Source organism: Curtobacterium sp. PhB130 (assembly GCF_003755165.1).
In the GTDB taxonomy this organism is placed as follows: Bacteria; Actinomycetota; Actinomycetes; order Actinomycetales; family Microbacteriaceae; genus Curtobacterium.
Genome location: NZ_RKII01000008.1, coordinates 348,731 through 365,909 on the forward strand (window position 1 = coordinate 348,731; position 17,179 = coordinate 365,909).

At 72.7% G+C, this 17,179-nt stretch carries 13 protein-coding genes; 8 read left to right on the top strand and 5 right to left on the bottom strand.

Going from position 1 to position 17,179, the window contains the following annotated elements; genetic code table 11:
* Positions 1-77: 77 nt before the first annotated feature.
* Positions 78-1,076, top strand: coding sequence for a phosphotransferase (locus EDF24_RS11655; RefSeq protein ID WP_123703032.1), 999 nt, complete (start codon positions 78-80; stop codon positions 1,074-1,076).
* 96 nt (positions 1,077-1,172) lie between these two features.
* Here the strand turns inward: EDF24_RS11655 and EDF24_RS11660 are convergent, their stop codons facing one another.
* A complete protein-coding gene (locus tag EDF24_RS11660) occupies positions 1,173-4,424 on the bottom strand; it encodes an ATP-dependent DNA helicase (protein ID WP_260233429.1) in 3,252 nt (1,083 codons plus the stop codon).
* On the bottom strand, positions 4,421-7,576 hold the full coding sequence (locus EDF24_RS11665; RefSeq protein WP_185021645.1) for a UrvD/REP family ATP-dependent DNA helicase: 3,156 nt from the start codon (positions 7,574-7,576) through the stop codon (positions 4,421-4,423). The genes EDF24_RS11660 and EDF24_RS11665 overlap by 4 nt, the downstream gene beginning before the upstream one ends.
* Before the next feature lie 153 nt (positions 7,577-7,729).
* On the opposite strand from EDF24_RS11665, the gene EDF24_RS11670 reads away from it, so the two are divergent.
* Together EDF24_RS11670 and EDF24_RS11675 are read left to right on the top strand one after the other, a co-directional pair.
* Positions 7,730-7,951, top strand: coding sequence for a DUF3107 domain-containing protein (locus tag EDF24_RS11670; protein WP_123654093.1), 222 nt, complete (start codon positions 7,730-7,732; stop codon positions 7,949-7,951).
* Positions 7,952-7,958: 7 nt separating this feature from the next.
* Positions 7,959-8,276: a hypothetical protein gene (locus EDF24_RS11675; RefSeq protein ID WP_123703036.1), complete on the top strand. Its 318-nt coding sequence runs from the start codon at positions 7,959-7,961 to the stop codon at positions 8,274-8,276.
* Between the two features lie 45 nt (positions 8,277-8,321).
* On the opposite strand, the gene EDF24_RS11680 is transcribed toward EDF24_RS11675, so the two are convergent.
* A complete protein-coding gene (locus EDF24_RS11680) occupies positions 8,322-9,038 on the bottom strand; it encodes a ferritin-like domain-containing protein (RefSeq protein WP_260233430.1) in 717 nt (238 codons plus the stop codon).
* A gap of 83 nt (positions 9,039-9,121) precedes the next feature.
* Between EDF24_RS11680 and EDF24_RS11685 the strand changes: the two genes are divergently transcribed.
* Complete coding sequence (locus EDF24_RS11685) at positions 9,122-10,615, top strand: DEAD/DEAH box helicase (protein WP_123654095.1); 1,494 nt, start codon at positions 9,122-9,124, stop codon at positions 10,613-10,615.
* A gap of 93 nt (positions 10,616-10,708) precedes the next feature.
* On the opposite strand, the gene EDF24_RS11690 is transcribed toward EDF24_RS11685, so the two are convergent.
* Complete coding sequence (locus tag EDF24_RS11690; RefSeq protein ID WP_123654096.1) at positions 10,709-11,581, bottom strand: PHP domain-containing protein; 873 nt, start codon at positions 11,579-11,581, stop codon at positions 10,709-10,711.
* Positions 11,582-11,649: 68 nt separating this feature from the next.
* Here EDF24_RS11690 and EDF24_RS11695 point away from each other — a divergent pair, with 68 nt between their 5' ends.
* On the top strand, positions 11,650-13,134 hold the full coding sequence (locus tag EDF24_RS11695; RefSeq protein ID WP_123654097.1) for an aminopeptidase P family protein: 1,485 nt from the start codon (positions 11,650-11,652) through the stop codon (positions 13,132-13,134).
* A gap of 9 nt (positions 13,135-13,143) precedes the next feature.
* The gene (locus EDF24_RS11700) at positions 13,144-13,635 is read left to right on the top strand and encodes a GNAT family N-acetyltransferase (protein ID WP_311316800.1); all 492 of its coding nucleotides are present in this window, start codon (positions 13,144-13,146) and stop codon (positions 13,633-13,635) included.
* 626 nt (positions 13,636-14,261) lie between these two features.
* On the opposite strand, the gene EDF24_RS11710 is transcribed toward EDF24_RS11700, so the two are convergent.
* The gene (locus EDF24_RS11710) at positions 14,262-15,185 is read right to left on the bottom strand and encodes a general stress protein (protein WP_123703040.1); all 924 of its coding nucleotides are present in this window, start codon (positions 15,183-15,185) and stop codon (positions 14,262-14,264) included.
* Between the two features lie 149 nt (positions 15,186-15,334).
* Between EDF24_RS11710 and EDF24_RS11715 the strand changes: the two genes are divergently transcribed.
* Together EDF24_RS11715 and EDF24_RS11720 are read left to right on the top strand one after the other, a co-directional pair.
* Entirely contained in the window at positions 15,335-16,651 is a 1,317-nt protein-coding gene (locus EDF24_RS11715; protein ID WP_123654099.1) for a magnesium transporter MgtE N-terminal domain-containing protein, read from the top strand.
* The gene (locus tag EDF24_RS11720; protein ID WP_123654100.1) at positions 16,635-17,177 is read left to right on the top strand and encodes a DUF1003 domain-containing protein; all 543 of its coding nucleotides are present in this window, start codon (positions 16,635-16,637) and stop codon (positions 17,175-17,177) included. Before EDF24_RS11715 ends, EDF24_RS11720 begins: the two co-directional genes overlap by 17 nt.
* The last annotated feature ends 2 nt before the right edge of the window (positions 17,178-17,179 follow it).

The window sequence follows — 17,179 nt, forward strand, 5'->3', positions numbered from 1 at the left end:
TCGGGTCGGTGTCGTGTCGGGACCGGACCAGCGTGGCGCGCACCGATCCAGACGTCGGCGGACCTACCCTGTGGGGCATGGCGGGATCCCAGTTCACTCTAGCGGCGTTGGCGACGACGGCCGTGCCCGGACTCGTCGTCACGGGCACGCGCACCCTCGGCTCGGTCGCGGCCGGTGACTACGAGTCGGCGGTCCTCCGCGACTCGGACGGCATCGAGTCGGCGATCCGCCGCCCCCGGAACCAGCGGGCCGAAGCGCGGCAGTCGGCCGACCTCCTCGCGATCCGTGCGCTGAGCGCCGGGATCAGGTCGCGCCTCCCGTTCGCGGTCCCCGAGTACCGCGGTCAGGCGCCGATCGGCTCGACCCGCGCCATCGTGACCGGGTTCGTCCCCGGCAGCCACCCGTCGCTCGGCGCCCTCGGCGAGCGTCCGGACCTCGCCACCAGCGTCGGTCGTGCCATCGCGGCGATCCACCTGCTGCCGACCAGCTTCGTGACCGACGCCGGCCTGCCCTCCCTCACCCCCTTCGAGGTCCTCCGTTCCGCCGTGTCCGTGATGGACCGTGCCGTCGCGACCAAGCTCGTGCCGGCCGCGCTGCAGGACCGCTGGGAGGGCGCCGCGCGCGACCAGCAGCTGTGGCAGTTCACGCCGACCGTCGTGCACGGTGCACTCGGCCCAGACGTCCTGCTCGTGCAGGGCGACGACGTCACCGGTGTCCTCGGCTGGGGCGAGCTCCGACTCGGCGACCCGGCGAAGGACCTGGCGTGGGTGCTCGCCGGCCGTCGCGACGCCTTCGACACCGTGCTCAGCGCCTACGAGGCGAACGGTGGCGGCCGAGACCGCCAGCTCGCCCAGCGGGCCCGGGTCTACCACGAGCTCGAGACGGCGCAGTGGCTCCTGCACGGCGTGCAGGCGAAGAGCACCTCGGTCGTCGACGACGCCGTCGCGATGATGCACCGTCTCGTCGACGCGGTGCACGCACCGTCGGCAGCGCCGCTGCAGTCGGTGTCACCGGAGACGATGGAGATCGGCGAGGTCGAGCAGCTGCTGTCGTCGACCGAACGTCGGCACGGCTGACGCGGCCGTTCCGGCATTCTCGGCTTCTCCGGCTTTTCCGGCTTTTCCGGCATTCGCGGCCTGGAGGCACGGTGCGGGTCCGTCCCGCACGTCGCGTCAGCCGATCGCGGCGTCCCAGGCACGTTCGAGCCCCGCACGGTCGAGCAGCTCCGCCGGCCGGATCTCCAGGTCGTCCGCCACGAAGTAGAACACCGCGTCGACGTCCGCGATCGGGCGCCCGGTGAACTCGGCGTAGGCGACGCGGTACAGCGCGAGCTGCAGCTGCCGGCGTTCCAGGTCGGTCGCTCCGGACGGTGCCTTGCCGGTCTTCCAGTCGACCACCTCGATCCGCCCGTCGATCTCGTAGACGGCGTCGAGCTTGCAGACCACGCTGTGCCCGAGGAACGGGATGTGGATCTCCCGCTCGACCTCGACCGGGGTCAGACCCGCCCAGCGTGACCGGGCGAACGTCTCCTGGAACTCGCCGAGACGCCGCGCGTCGTCGTCGCTGACCGCCGCATCGGGAGCGGCCGACTCGTCCGGGTCGGCGTCGAGCTCGCCGTCCCACACGTCGAGCAGTTCCGGCGATCCGAGCGTCTCGAGCGCCCCACCGGAGCGCGCACGGAGCTCGACCCACTGGTGGAACAGGGTGCCGAGCCGGGTGGCGCGGTAGGGGCGCTCGGGCATCGGCCGGCGCAGGCGTTCCGCGACGGCGTCGGGCTCGGTGAGGTAGTCCTTGAACCCGGACGCCGGCACCCGGTGCGGGACCACCACGCGGTGCTTCGCGGACCGGGCAGCGCGGCGCTCCGCGAGCAGCAGGTCGATGTCCGCGGCGAAGCGTCCGGCCGCACCGGGGTTCGCGTTCCGGACCCGGTCGGCCGCGGCGGCGACGCGCGGCGCACGGTTCCCGAACGGGACGTGCGGCCACTCCTGGGTCGCGCCGGCGTCGCCGAGGGGGTTCTCCTCGTGCTCGGTGGTCTCCGGGATCCGGTCGGCCGCGACCACGCCGGCGTCGACGAGGTCCGCGAGGTACCGGCTCGGCTGCATCGGCTTCACCCCGCCGGCCCAGAACGAGCCACTCACCAGCAGCTCGTGACGTGACCGGGTCAGCGCGACGTACGTCAGCCGGCGCTCCTCTTCCTCGTTGCGGGCCTTCACCTCGTCCTTGAATGCCTCGATCGCGAGCGTGACGTCCTTCTGGGCGTCGTGCCCCCGCCAGTCCAGGCGCGGGAGCTCGTCCGCGTCACCGCGGAACTCGTACGGGAGGCGTCCGAACCCGATCCACCCCGATGACCCTTCCTGCGGGCGGGCGGGCAGCGCACCCTCGACCATCCGGGGCACCGCGACCGCGTCCCACTCGAGCCCCTTCGAGCCGTGGATCGTCAGGATCTGCACGGTCCCGGCCTCGGGCTCCTCGGATCGGGGACCCATGTCGTCACGGCGCGCTGCGGCGTCGATCCAGCCGAGGAACGCGCCGAGGTCCGCGCGGTCGTCCGTCCCCACGAACCCGGCGAGTTCGTCGACGAAGGCGTCGAGGTACGCACCGCTCCCCTGCTCGTGCGCGGCGACCTCGATGTCGAGGTGCATCTCCTGGATCACCAGGGTGACGAAGTCGACCAGGTCCCCGGCGGCACGGGACCGGAGCGCGGCGAGCTGCTGCCCGAGGCGGCGCATCCGGTCGCGGCCGGCCGGGGTGATCCCCTGCAGGGCGCCGTGCTCGTCCGGCGCGACCGCGACGAAGTCCAGGGCGTCCACGACCGAGCCGTGCTCGCCGACCGCGACCGACGCGCGGAAGGCGGCGGTCACCTCGTCGTCGAGGCGCTGCTGCGTGTGGTCCCGCTTGAACAGCCACTGCGCCAGGCCGTGCAGCGCGACGACGTCCGCCGCACCCACCCGCCAGCGGGCCCCGGCGAGGAGCCGGATCAGGTCGTTGCCGGCGGCCGGGTCGTGGAGCACCCGGAGGCACGCCACAAGGTCGACGATCTCCGGACGCTGGAGCAGTCCCCCGGTGCCGAGCACGTGGTACGGCACTCCCCGCTGCCCGAGTGCCCCGGTGAAGGCCGCGAGGTCCTTCCGGGCACGGAGGAGCAGCGCCATCGAGCCGCCCGGGTTCCGGCGGCGGTGGTCCTCGAACCAGGCGGCCACGGCGGCCGCTTCTTCGGGCAGGGTCTCGGTGAAGACGGCGTGCACGACACCGGCGTCGGCGCCGGGCCGTGGTGACAGGCGCTCCACGTCGACCTCGGACGCCTCGGACAGGGGCGCGACGACGGCGTTGGCCCCGGCGAGGACGTCGACCGGGTTCCGCCAGCTCGTCGAGAGGGCGAACGTGCGCGGAGCGGCGGCGCCAGCGTCGCCAGCGTCGCCAGCGCGTCCGAAGTCCCGCGGGAACCGGGCCAGGTTCGCCGCGCTCGCGCCGCGGAACCCGTAGATCGATTGGTGCGGGTCCCCGACGGCCATCACCGGGTGGTCGTGGAACAGCCGTGCCAGGAACCGGGTCTGCACCACGGAGGTGTCCTGGTACTCGTCGAGGAGGACCACCCTGAACCGCCCCCGGAGGTCGTCGACCACGCGCGGTGCGGCCTCGGCGGCGGCGAGGGCCAGCGCGATCTGGTCGGAGAACTCCACGAAGCCGCGGTCGACCTTCTGGCGGCGGAACTCCTCGACCAGGTCGGTCAGCGGCTCCAGTGCCCCGATCGCCGCCACGGCCGCGGTGATCGCGGCGTACGGCTTCCCGCGGTTGCCGGGGAGCTCGAGCAGCTCGGAGAACTCGATCGCGAAGCGCCGCAGCCGCTCGGGCTCGACGAGGTGCTCCGACGCTGCTCCGGCGAGCGCGACGACGGCCGCGGTGATCGTGTCGACGTTGCGGTCGAGGCCGGCGAGCCGGTCGTCCCGGGCGGCGACCACGACCCGGCGTGCCAGCTGCCACGCGGACGGTTCGGTGAGCACCTGGGACTCGCCGTCGCGCCCGACCAGCAGCGCGTTCTCGCGGAAGACACTGTTCGCGAAGGCGTTGTAGGTGGACACGGTCGGGGCTTCGAAGGCGTCGCCGGCAGTGATCAGGCCGGCGTCCTCGAGCGCCCGGATCCGGTCGTTGATCCGGATCGAGAGCTCCCCCGCCGCCTTGCGGGTGAAGGTGAGTCCGAGGATCTCGTCCGGGCGCACGTGGCCGTTGGCGAGCAGCCAGACGACCCGCGACGCCATGGTCTCGGTCTTGCCGCTGCCGGCGCCGGCGACGACGAGGGCCGGTGCGAGGGGTGACTCGATGACGGCGCGCTGCTGCTCGGTCGGGCGCGGACGGCCGAGTGCGTCGGCGATCGCATCCGCGCCGTGCCGGACCAGGACGTCGTCCTCGAGCAGTTCGTCGGTCACCACGTCACCTCTCCCACCACGTGGATCCGGCACTCGACACCGGTGCGTGCCTTCTCGCAGTGGTCGTCGACGTTGGCGACGAACGTGCGGCCGGCCATGCCCCTGGCGACCTCGTGCAGCCGTTCCCGGTAGGACTCGCGCGCGTCGGGGTCGAACGCGTGCTGGGTCCGCTCCGAGTAGGCGTGCCCGCCCTTCGGGTTCTGCACGAAGACGAGCCGGGCATCGGTCATCGGCGACCCGGCCGGGACGCCCTCGACCGCGCCGTCCTCCACCGCGAGCTGGTAGGCACCGAGCTGCGGGTGCTCGGGCATGTCGTTCTTCTCGCTCGGCATGCTCCGGCCGGTCTTCAGGTCGACGACGCTGACGCGGCCGTCGGGGTCGATCTCGATGCGGTCGATGCTGCCGCGCACCCGTGCCGGGCCGGTGACGAGGGCGAACGAGGTCTCGGCGCCGAGCAGCTGCCGTCCGGCGCTGGCGAACGTGCGCAGGTAGTCGCTGAGCCCCTCGATCATCCGACGCGTCCTGGCGCGTTCACGGTCGCCGATCCACGGGGACTCGAACGTCAGCTCACCCCACCGGGACTCGACCCGTTCCCACAGCGACTCGACGTCGATCTCGGTCGCGTGCTCCATCGCCTCGTGCACGATCGTGCCGATGCCCATCGCCGGGCTCGGTGCGCCGCCACCGAACGTCTGCACGAACCAGTGCACGGGGCACTCCTCGAAGGTGCCGATCCGCGACGGGGAGACCCCGACGGTGGGCGGGACGAGCTCGCCGCTGACCGGGTCCTCGACGGCGGCTCCGTCCAGGTCGACGAGCGGGTCTTCCGTCGTCGGCTCGGCGGTGCCGTACCAGTCGTCGGGCGATGCGCCGGGGACCTCGGCCTCGGCCAGGCGCGCGAGTGCGGAGGCCGCCTCGTGGTCACCGGTCGCCACCACCCGACGGCGGAGCGAACCCGCGAGTCCCCGGAGTGAGAGCGGGTGCGCGGTGGGCTGGCGGTCCGGCGGCACGGGCACGAGCCGGACGAACGGGGACGGGGACTCGTCGTCGTTGGCGATCGTCCCGATGACCACCTGGGTCGTGGCGCGGGAGACCGCCCGGGCGAACAGCCGGAGCTCGTCGGCGATCACGGCGGCGCGGTCGTCCACGACGTCGTGGTCGGTCCCGGCAGCGGCGCGGACCAGTCCGTCCGGGTCGAGGAGGCTGCCCCGGACCCGGGTGTTCGGCCACACGCCGTCCTGCAGGCCGAGCACCACGACGACGTCGCACTCGAGCCCGATCGTCGCGGACGGGGTGAGCACGCGGACACGCCCGGCGGTCCGGTCCGGGCCGATGCTGTCCTCGGGCAGGTCGGCTCCGAGCAGGTCGTCGACGAAGACCCGCGCGGGGGCGTCCGGCGTGCGCTCGACGAAGCGCTTCGCCGCGGTGAACAGCCCGACCACGGCGTCGAGGTGCCGGTCGGCCTCGCCGGCACCGACACCACCCGCGAGCGACTGGCCGCCCCAGATGCCGGCGAGACCGCTGCGCTCCCAGAGGCCCCAGAGGATCTCCTCGATGCTGGCACCGGACTCGGCGTCGGCGCGGGCCTGGACGAGGCTCCGGGCGAGGCGGGTGGCACGGCGGGCGAAGGCGGCGTCGACGGTGACGAGCCGCTCCGGAGCCCCGAGCGCGTCGACGAGCAGTTCGTCCGCGGTGCGGGTGCCGCCGCCGGCCAGTTCTTCACGCCGGAGCGCGAGCCGGAGCCGCCGCATCGCGAGCGTGTCGAGCCCGCCGAGGGGCCCGGTCGCGAACGCGGTCGCGAGGTCGGCGTCGAGCGGCAGCACCCCCAGCGAGACCGCCGCGGCGTCGATCAACGACCGGGCGGCGGAGTCGTCGCGGGGTCGGGTCGGCGCGGCACCCGCGGTGGCGGGGACCTCGGCGACGGAGAGGGCACGGACGAGTTCGGGGATGGCCGCGCCACTGCGCGTCACGACCACCATGCGGTGCCACGGGACGCCGTCCATCAGGTGGTGCTCGCGCAGCCGACGGGCGACGGCGACCACGAGCGCGGAACGACTGCCGCCCTCGAGGTGCAGCACGGAGTCCGGCCGGCCGTCGGTGTCGCGGGCGAGCGCGGTCCGCTGCCGCCCCGCCGCGGCGGCCCCGACGCGTCCGGTGATCCCGCTGACGAGCGCCCGGATCGGCGCGGGGTGCCGGTGCACGGTCCCGAGCACGACGTCCTGCACGTGCGCGACACCGAGCCGGGACGCGAGCCGGCCGAGGACGTCGGGCTCCGCACCGCGGAAGGCCGACGCCGCGATGTCCGGATCGCCGAACGCGACGACCTGGACGCCGGAGCGAGCCAGCGCACCGAGGAGCGCGATCTCCCCCTCGACGAGTTCCTGCGTGTCGTCGACGACCACGAGCCGCAGTGCGGCCACCGCGGGCGGGAGCTCCCCGCGGAGCACGGCGGCGGTGGCGAAGGCGACGAGCTCCGCGGCGTCGAGGCTCGTCGTCCGGAAGGCGGTCAACGCGGCCCGGTACTCGTCCACGAGGTCACCGACCGCCCGCCACTCCGGCCGGCCCTTCTCGTCCGCGAGCTCGCGCATGTCGTCCGGTTCGACGCCGGCGGCGACCGCGCGCATCATCACGTCGCGGAGTGCGGTCCGGAACCCGGCGCGTTCCCGGACGACGGCGGTGATCGGCTGCGGCCAGTCCGGGCCGGTGCCGTCGGTCTCGTGGCCGGCGAGCAGGTCGGCGAGGATCCGGTCCTGTTCGCCACCGGTGAGGAGGGTCGGCGCGGACTGACCCTGGGCGGCCGCGGCGAACGCGACGATCTGGAAGGCCAGGGAGTTCACGGTGCGGGCGAGCGCGCCGGGCGTGACCCGCTCGACCGTCACCGCGAGGTGGTCGCGGAGCGCGGTCGCCGCGGTGCGCGAGGAGGTCAGGGCGAGCACCGTCGCGTGGCCGTCGGGGGTGATCGCGTCGGGACGCCGGAGCCGGGTGGCGACGAGGCGGGCGAGCGTCGAGGTCTTGCCGGTTCCGGGTGCGCCGATCACCGCTGCGTGCACACCGTCGGGCAGCGCGAGGACCGCTGCCTGCCCGGGGTCCGCGACCAGCGCGCGGGACCCCTGCGTCGGCGCGGGTGCTGGCGTCAGCGTGGTCGTGGGCACGTCCGTACCGTACCGAGGGCGACCGACATCTCCGGTGACCGACCGGCGGTGCGCCGGACGCCGCACTCCGCACGCCGCGCGCCGGACGCCGTGCGCCGTGCGCCCAAGGCGAACGGAGGGTCCCGCCGAACACGGCTCGGATATGGTGAGCACGTGGACATCAAGATCGGCATCATCAACAGCCCGCGCGAGATCGCCTTCGAGACGAAGCAGACCGCGGAAGAGATCGAGAAGGCCGTCTCCGAGGCGCTCGCATCCCAGACGCACCTCGCACTGCAGGACGAGAAGGGCCGCAAGTACGTGGTCGCCGCCGCAGCGCTGGCCTACGTCGAGTTCGGCTCCGAAGAAGCCCGCCGCATCGGCTTCGTCGCGTAGCACCGGCGTGGAACTCCTCTTCGCGATCCTCGGCGGCCTGATCTGCGGTGCCATCGCGCACGTGCTGCTGCCGTTGCGCTCGACGCGTGGTCAGCTGCTCGGCCCGACGGTCGGCGGGATCACCGCCGCCGTCCTCTGGGAAGTGCTGACCTGGGCCGGCTGGCAGTACGACGCCACCTGGATCTGGGTCGTCGCACTCGTCGGCGCGGGGGTCGTCGCTCTCGCCGCGGAGTGGCTGCTCGGCCGACGCCGCACCGCGAACGACGCCGCCTTCTACGAGTCGGTCAAGAACCGCGGCGGCGCCGGAGCGACACGCCGCGCCTGAGCAGGCCGGACACTGCCCGCGGCGCTGCCAGCAGCAGCGCTGCCCTCAGGCCGTGAGCCCGAGGGCGTCCATCCGCCGGGTGTGCGTCGCGATCAGCTCGGTCCAGACCGGCTCCAGCCGCGATTGGTCCTCGCGCGCGTGCGACGCCAGCGCCGACCGTGCGACGAGCAACGTGTCACCCACGAGCCGTCGTCCCCACATCGCCAGCCGGGACGACACCTGCGGTTCCTCGTCGATGCGCGCGCTGAGCTCCTCGACGACGGCCGCTTCTTCGCGCGCGTCGAACACGCCCTGCAGCCGCTGCTGCACGTCGTTCGGCAGTGAGCGCAGCAGGTTCGCGAAGAGGTCGTTGAGGATGCCGGCGGTGACGTAGCCCGTCAGCATCGACTCGTACCAGTCCGCACCGCTCGTCCGGTCGAGGAACAGGTCGATGGCTTCCCGGTGCGGCGCCATCAGCTCGGCCGGGTCGGCTCCGGTCCGCTCGATCTCGGCGACGATCGACCGGTGCCGGTCGAGCGCGGTCGTGGCGAGCACGCCGGTGACCAGCCGTCCGGACAGGGTCGGCGCCGACGCTCCGGCGCGGCCCATCGTCTCGTACAGCGAGAGCTGGAGGTAGGCGGCCTGCCCGAGGTAGACGTCGAGCTCGGGGCTGACGTCGTCGAGCTGCAGGCGCTCCACCTGCGCGGGGTTCTTCGGGTTCCGCGACGCGAGCCATGCTGCTGCGAGCTGCGCCGCGCGCTTCCGGTTCCACCACGACACCACGCCTCCAGCATAGGGGGAAGGACCCGTCCGCTCCGCGCGCCGGTAGACTGGTTCGGACTCCCCGATAGGACAGGGTGACCTTTTTGACTTTCTCAGACCTCAACATCGAGCAGGACATCGTCGATGCGCTCGCCGGCAAGGGCATCATCGAGCCCTTCCCGATCCAGGAGCAGACGATCCCGCTCGCCCTCACCGGCCAGGACATCATCGGCCAGGCCAAGACCGGGACCGGCAAGACCTTCGGGTTCGGCCTCCCCCTCATCCAGCGTCTCGGCGCCGACCCCGCGCACGGCGTGAAGGCCCTCGTGGTCGTCCCGACCCGTGAACTCGCGGTCCAGGTGACCGAGGACCTCGAACTCGCGACCTCGAACCGCTCCACCACGATCGTCTCGATCTACGGCGGCAAGGCGTACGAAGGCCAGATCGAACAGCTCAAGGCTGGCGCGCAGATCGTCGTCGGCACCCCCGGGCGCCTGATCGACCTGCAGCGTCAGCGACTGCTCGACCTCTCCCACGTGCAGGAAGTCGTCCTCGACGAGGCCGACCGCATGCTCGACCTCGGGTTCCTCTCGGACATCGAGCGGATCTTCCAGGCCGTGCCCGACGTGCGCCACACGATGCTGTTCTCGGCGACCATGCCGGCGCCGATCGTCGCGCTCGCCCGTCGCTTCATGTCGCGTCCGGTGCACATCCGCGCCACGGACCCGGACGAGGGCCTCATGCAGGCCAACATCAAGCACCTCATCTACCGCGCGCACTCGCTCGACAAGGACGAGGTCATCGCCCGCATCCTGCAGGCGAACGGCCGCGGCAAGACCGTGATCTTCACCCGCACCAAGCGTGCGGCGGCGAAGCTGGTCGAGGAACTGAAGGACCGCGGGTTCAACGCCGCAGCGGTGCACGGCGACCTCAACCAGGAGCAGCGCGAGCGCGCGATGGCGGCGTTCAAGGCCGGCAAGCGCGACGTGCTCATCGCCACCGACGTCGCGGCCCGCGGCATCGACGTGGACGACGTCACGCACGTGATCAACCACACGATCCCGGACGACCCGGACACGTACCTGCACCGCGCCGGTCGTACCGGTCGCGCGGGCAAGACGGGCATCGCGGTCACGTTCGTGGACTGGGACGACCTGCACAAGTGGACGCTGATCGACAAGGCCCTCGAGTTCGGCATCCCCGAGCCCGTCGAGACCTACTCGTCGTCGCCGCACCTGTTCGAGGAACTCGACATCCCGCAGGGCACCAAGGGCCGTCTGCCCGGCTCGTCGTCGCACGCCGCCACGGCGGGTGCGCCGGAGCGCAGCAGCTCACGGCCTCCGCGCCAGCCGCGCCAGTCGGACGGCTCCGGTGAGTCCGGCGACTCGCGTCCGCGTCGTCGCACCCGGACCGGAGGCTCGGATCGCCCGGCAGCGCAGGCGGCGGACTCCGCGCCCAAGGTCGAGAGCACGGGTCCGGACAGCACCGACGGTGACGGTGCCGCGACCAAGCGTCGTCGTCGTCGCCGTCGTCGCGGGGCCGGCACCGGGGGCGAAGCGACCGCCTCGTCGCCGCAGCCGGCGTCGGACGGCGAGTAGCGCCTCCCGTCCGGTCATCCGGAAGGACTTCGTGAACGCGACAGTGCCCGTGGGTCTCACCCACGGGCACTGTCGCGTTCCGGCAGCAGTCGGTCAGGCCAGGCGCGAGCCGGGGCCGACGACCGGGGCGCTGCCGGTGGCCTGCGCGAGGATCTCGTCGAAGGCGCGCCGGGACGTCCGGTGCTCGCCGAGCCGGTTCGGCTTGCCGGTGCCGTGGTAGTCGCTGGAACCCGTGACGAACAGGTCGTAGCGGTCCGCCCACTCGAGCAGGGTGCGCTTGCCGTGGGCGAGGTTCTCGCGGTGGTCGACCTCGAGGCCACCGAGCCCGGCGTCGACGAGCTCCCGGAGGGCGGCTTCGTCGATGACGATGCCCCGTGAGGTCGCTGCCGGGTGCGCGATCACGGGCACGCCGCCGGCGCCGCGGATGAGTTCGACGCCCCGGAGCGGGGTCGGAGCCTCGTGCGGTTCGTAGTAGCCGGAGGCCGGGTGCAGGATCCCGCGGAACGCCGCACTGCGGTCGGACTCGAGGCCGCGTGCGACGAGCGCGTCGGCGATGTGTGGCCGGCCGATCGTCGCACCGGGGCTGGCCTGCGCGATGACGTCGTCCCAGGTGATCGGGTGGTCCTGGCCGATGCGCTCGACCATGCGACGCGCGCGGGCGAGCCGTCCGTCCCGGATGCGGGTGGTCTCCGCGACGAGCGCGGGGTCCTCGGGGTCGACGAGGTACCCGAGGACGTGCACGCTCCGGTACCCGACACGGGTGCTCAGCTCGAGGCCGGGGACGAGCGTCAGCGGGAGCTCGCGCGCGGCGGCCGTCGCCTCGGCCCAGCCCGACGTGGTGTCGTGGTCGGTCAGCGCGACGGCGTCGAGGCCGGCAGCGGCTGCGGCCCGGACGAGCGCGGCGGGCGGCTCGGTGCCGTCGGAGACACTCGAGTGCGCGTGCAGGTCGATGAACGGGTCGGGCACGGCACAATGCTATCCACAGGTGAGCGGGTGCACAGGCCGAGGGGCTGGCGCGGTGCGATGATGGGGGCATGGCCGACACGACTCCCCGCGCGACGAGCAACCGCTCCACCACCCCCGGCTCCTCGACCTTCAAGGACTTCATCGGGTCCCAGTGGGCCGAGCGGGACCGCCCCGTACCCGCTGCACGCGAGCAGGCGACGTTCGCCGCCGCACGCCGGGCACGCATCTCCGAGCTGCACCCCGGACGCACGATCGTGGTGCCCGCCGGGCAGGCGAAGGTCCGCTCGAACGACTGCGACTACCCGTTCCGCCCGCACTCCGCGTTCGCGCACCTGACCGGGTGGGGCACCGACACCGTCGTCGGTTCCGTCCTCGTGATGACCCCGAACGACTCCGGGCACGACGCCACCCTGTACTTCCGCGCCACCGCCGGGCGCGACTCGGAAGAGTTCTACGCGAACCCCGAGATCGGCGAGTTCTGGGTCGGGCCGCGTCCGTCGCTGGCCGAAGTCGCTGCGGACCTCGGTCTCGCGACGGCCGACCTCGGTGACTTCGCGGGTGTCTCGGACGCCCTCGACGACTCCGTGCTGGTCGTCCGCGACGCCGACGCCGACCTCACCCGCGCGCTCGACGACCGGATCGGCTCCCCTGTCGGTGGCCTGGCCGAGTCCGACGACGCTCCCGCTTCCGACGACGTCCTGGCCCGCGACCTCTCCGAGCTCCGTCTCGTGAAGGACCCGTTCGAGGTCAACGAGCTCCGCAAGGCAGTCGACGCGACCAAGCACGGCTTCGACGACGTCATCGCCGACTTCGACGCGGTGCTCGCCCACCCCCGTGGGGAACGCATCGTCGAGGGAACGTTCAACCGCCGAGCACGCGCCGACGGCAACACAGTGGGGTACGACACGATCGCCGCGTCCGGGCACCACGCCTGCATCCTGCACTGGACCCGGAACGACGGCGCCGTCCAGCCCGGCGACCTGATCCTCATCGACGCCGGCGTCGAGGTCGACTCGTTCTACACGGCCGACATCACCCGCACGCTCCCGGTCAGCGGGACGTTCACCGACGTGCAGCGCCTGGTCTACGACGCCGTGCTCGAAGCCGCCGACGCCGCGTTCGCGATCGTCAAGCCGGGCATCACCTTCCGGCAGGTGCACGCCACCGCGATGGACGTCATCGCGCGGAAGACCGCCGAGTGGGGCTTCCTGCCGGTCTCCGCGGAAGAGTCGCTGCAGCCGGACAACCAGTTCCACCGCCGTTACATGGTGCACGGCACGAGCCACCACCTCGGCCTCGACGTCCACGACTGTGCGAAGGCCCGTCGTGAGATGTACATCGACGGCGTCATCGAGCCCGGCATGGTGTTCACGATCGAGCCCGGTCTGTACTTCCAGCAGGACGACCTGACCGTCCCCGAGGAGTTCCGCGGCATCGGCATCCGCATCGAGGACGACATCCTCGTGACCGCCGACGGTGCCGAGAACCTGTCGATCGGCATCCCCAGGACCCCCTCGGAAGTGGAGGGGTGGATCGCCCGCACCGGGCGCTAGCCTGAGCGGGTGAGCACACCCGAGGCGACACCGCAGAGCACCTCCCCGCAGCAGATCGCGATCGACGTCGAGCACTTCGACTCACCGGACGCCATGCGGCTGCGCGCTGCCCAGCGCATCGAGATCGACAGCACCTACGGCGGGGACACCGAGCCGGGTGCGAAGCCGACCGCGGAGTCCATCGCGGTGTTCTTCGTTGCGCGGGACGCCGACGGCACACCGCTCGGGTGCGGGGGCCTGCGCGTCGTCGAGGACGGCGTGACCGAGATCAAGCGGATGTACGTGCGGCGGGAGTCCCGCGGTGCGGGTGTCGCGACGGGGATCCTCCGGCGCCTGGAAGAAGCGGCGCTCGACCTCGGGTCACCGGCGCTCGTGCTCGAGACCGGCACGGAGCAGAAGCGCGCGATCCGGTTCTACGAGCGCGAGGGGTTCACCCGCATCGCGAACTTCGGCCCCTACGTCGGCGCCCCGCTCTCCGCCTGCTACTCGAAGGTCCTCTAGCGCCGGCCGCTTCGCCGATCCCGTGCCCCTGCCGACCGGTCGCAACACCCCGCGCTCCCCTTGCCGACCGGTCGTGAACCATCGACCAGCACCCACGCGCAGGACGACTCGTGACCACTCGGCGGTCGGCTCCGGGGTGTCGTGACCGCTCGAACTCGCGGGCCGTCCCGCACCCGCCGTCTCGTACGCGCCACAGCGCACGTGAGATCGCACTCCGCGTCGGGTCCCCGAAGGGGAAGCGACACGGAGTGCGATCTCGGCGGGAGCGCGGAGCGCGGAGCGCGGAGCGCGGAGCGCGGGCGTCGCGGGGCGCCGTCAGCGCCACAGCGCACGTGAGATCGCACTCCGTGTCGGGTCCCCGAGGGGGAAGAGACACGGAGTGCGATCTCGGCGGGAGCGCCAAGCGCGGGGCGCGGAGCGCGGGGCGCGGGCGTCGCGGGGCGCCGTCAGCACCCCAGCGCACATGAGATCGCACTCCGTGTCGGGTCCCCGAGGGGGAAGCGACACGGAGTGCGATCTCGGCGGGAGCGCGGCGCGGGGCGCGGAGCGCGGAGCGCGGAGCGCGGAGCGCGGAGCGCGGAGCGCGGAGCGCGGAGCGCGGAGCGCGGAGCGCGGAGCGCGCCGCGTCAGCGCTTGTCGTCGGGGGACGGGGCCTCGGGCGCGGAAGCGCCGGGCGCCTGCGCGTCGGGGGACGACGCCGGCGCCGGAGGCGTCGCGCCCGGGACCCGCTCCCCGTAGCGCGGGGGCTCGTCGGCACGCGGTGCGGACGGCGCAGCCGGCTGCTGCGACGCGACCGGCTGGGCGGCCTGGCCGGGCTGACCCGGCTGCGCGACCTCGCCGTAGCGCGGACCGTCGTTGGTGCCGTAGCGCGGCTGCGCACCCGTGGCGGGGGCGGCGGGGCCGGACTGCGCCGGGCCTCCAGGCTGGTTGTGGGGTGTGGAGTGCCCACCGTAGGGCGACCCCTGGGGCGGACCCGGACGCCACGACTGCTGCTGCGGCGGTCCCTGGAACTGCGACCCGGGAGCACCCGACTGCTGCCCCGGGTTCCACGCGGCGTGCGGCGTCGCACCGGACTGGCCGAGGATCCGCTGCGCCTGCCCGACGAGCTGCGGGTCGACGATGATCTGGTAGTTCGTGGCGAGCACCTGGTGCACGCTCGTGAAGTCCCGCTGCCGCTTCGTGATCGCGAAGGAGACGATGCCGTAGAGCATGCCGAACGCGGCGCCGATGATGGCCGCGGCGAGGATGAGGCCGCCGGCCGTCGGTGAGAACAGCGTCAGCACGATGCCGAAGAAGATGCCGAGCCAGAGCCCGGACAGTGCACCGGCCAGGGCGGCACGGCCGTAGGTCATCTTACCGGTGACGCGCTCGACGGTCTTGAGGTCGTTGCCGACGATCGAGAGCTTGTTCACCGGGAAGTCGGACTCGGCGAGCTTCGCCACCACCGCCTGCGCTTCGGGGTAGCTGTCGAAGGTGCCGAGGACGTCTCCGCGGGGCAGCGTGGGGAAGACCTGCGCCGTGCGACCGCGGAAGGGGCTCTGAGTGCTCACACAGTCATCATCCACCGTCCCCCTTGCGATCGCACGAGAACCACCGGGGAACCGGCCGGGCCACCGCCAGGGAACCGGCCGGGCCACCACCGGGGAACCGGCCGGGCCACCGCCAGGGAACGGACCGGGTGACCGACTACGCTGAGATCGTGAGCGCCACGAAGGTCTTCGTCGCCCGCCTGGCCGGGTGCTCCGTCTTCGACCCCGCGGGCGATCGCGTCGGCAGGGTCCGGGACGTCCTCGTCGTCTACCGGCGGGCCGATCCTCCGCACGTCGTGGGGTTGATCGTCGAGGTCCCCGGCAAGCGCCGCATCTTCGTCAGCGTCGGCCGGATCACCTCGATCGGCGCCGGGCAGGTGATCACGACCGGCCTGGTCAACATGCGCCGCTTCGAGCAGCGCGGCGGCGAGGTCCGGGTGATCGCGGAGATGCTCGGGCGCAAGGTGCTCATCACGAAGGACCGCATCCGCGCCACGATCGAGGACATCGCGATCGAGGACCGTGGCCAGGGCGACTGGGAGGTGTCGCAGCTCTTCCTCCGCAAGCCGAAGACGACGCCGTCGCCGTTCGGCAAGGGCCCGACGACGTTCGCCACCTGGAACGAGGTCACCGAGGACGAGCTCCCCGGTGAGTCCCAGTCCGCCGAGCACGTCATCGCCGCGTACTCGGACCTGGTGCCGGCCGACCTCGCGTCGACGCTGCTCGACCTGCCGGCGGAGCGCCGGTTCGAGGTGGCGGAGGAACTCCCCGACGACCGGCTCGCCGACGTGCTCGAGGAGATGCCGGACGCCGAGCGGGTGGCGATCCTGTCCTCGCTCGAGGACGCCCGCGCCGCCGACGTCCTCGACCAGATGCAGCCGGACGACGCCGCCGACCTGCTGGCCGAGCTCTCCGACGAGCGGAGCGAAGCGCTCCTGCAGCTCATGGAGCCGGAAGAGGCGCAGGACGTCCGGATGCTGCTCGAGTACGAGCCGGACACCGCGGGTGGCCTCATGACGACGGAGCCGGTGATCGTCTCCGCGGACGCCACCGTGGCCGAGGGGCTCGCGTTGATCCGCCGGCACGAGCTCGCACCGGCGCTCGGCGCGAGCGTCTGCGTCACGCTCCCGCCGTACGAACCGCCGACCGGCCGGTTCCTCGGGCTGGTGCACTTCCAGCGCATGCTCCGCTACCCGCCGAACGAACGCCTCGGCACGCTCATCGACCAGCAGACCGAACCGGTCCGTGTCGATGCCAGTGCGGCGGAGGTCACGCGTGTGATGGCGACCTACAACCTCGTGTCCGTCCCCGTGGTCGACGACGCCCACCGTCTGGTCGGGGTGGTGACGATCGACGACGTGCTCGACCACGTCCTGCCGGACGACTGGCGAAGTCAGGGCGACGGTGAACCCGCACGCCCCCGCACCAAGAGCCGTAGGACCCCCGTGAGCGCGGGGAGGAGGACCACACGTGGCACGAACGGATGAGAACACCCGTCTCGACTCCCCCAAGGGCATGCGCACGCGCGTCCTGCCGACCCGTCGGCGCTCGGGCCGCGGTGACGCGTTCGGTCGCGCGACCGAAGGCATCGCACGCGCAATGGGAACGCCCTGGTTCCTGGTCGGCCTGACCCTCTTCTGCGTCGTCTGGATGGCCTGGAACGTCTTCACGCCGAAGCAGCTGCAGTTCGACTCCGCGGCCATCGGCTTCACGGCGCTGACGCTGGTGCTGTCGCTGCAGGCCTCGTACGCGGCGCCGCTGATCCTCCTCGCGCAGAACCGGCAGGACGACCGCGACCGGGTGCAGTTCGAGCAGGACCGGCAGCGCGCCGAGCGGAACCTGGCGGACACCGAGTACCTCGCCCGAGAGGTCGTCGCGCTCCGCCTGGCGATGCGGGACATGGCCTCGAAGGACTTCATCCGCGCGGAGCTGCGCTCGCTGCTCGAGGAACTGGACCGTCGCGACGCGATCGACGACGGCGACCCGGAGCGCGCGGTGGACGTCCGTGGCTGACG

Excerpts from the sequence above, each read along its gene's own strand:
- EDF24_RS11655 (WP_123703032.1), top strand. The coding sequence starts at position 78 with ATGGCGGGATCCCAGTTCACTCTAGCGGCGTTGGCGACGACGGCCGTG.
- EDF24_RS11695 (WP_123654097.1), top strand. The coding sequence starts at position 11,650 with ATGGCCGACACGACTCCCCGCGCGACGAGCAACCGCTCCACCACCCCC.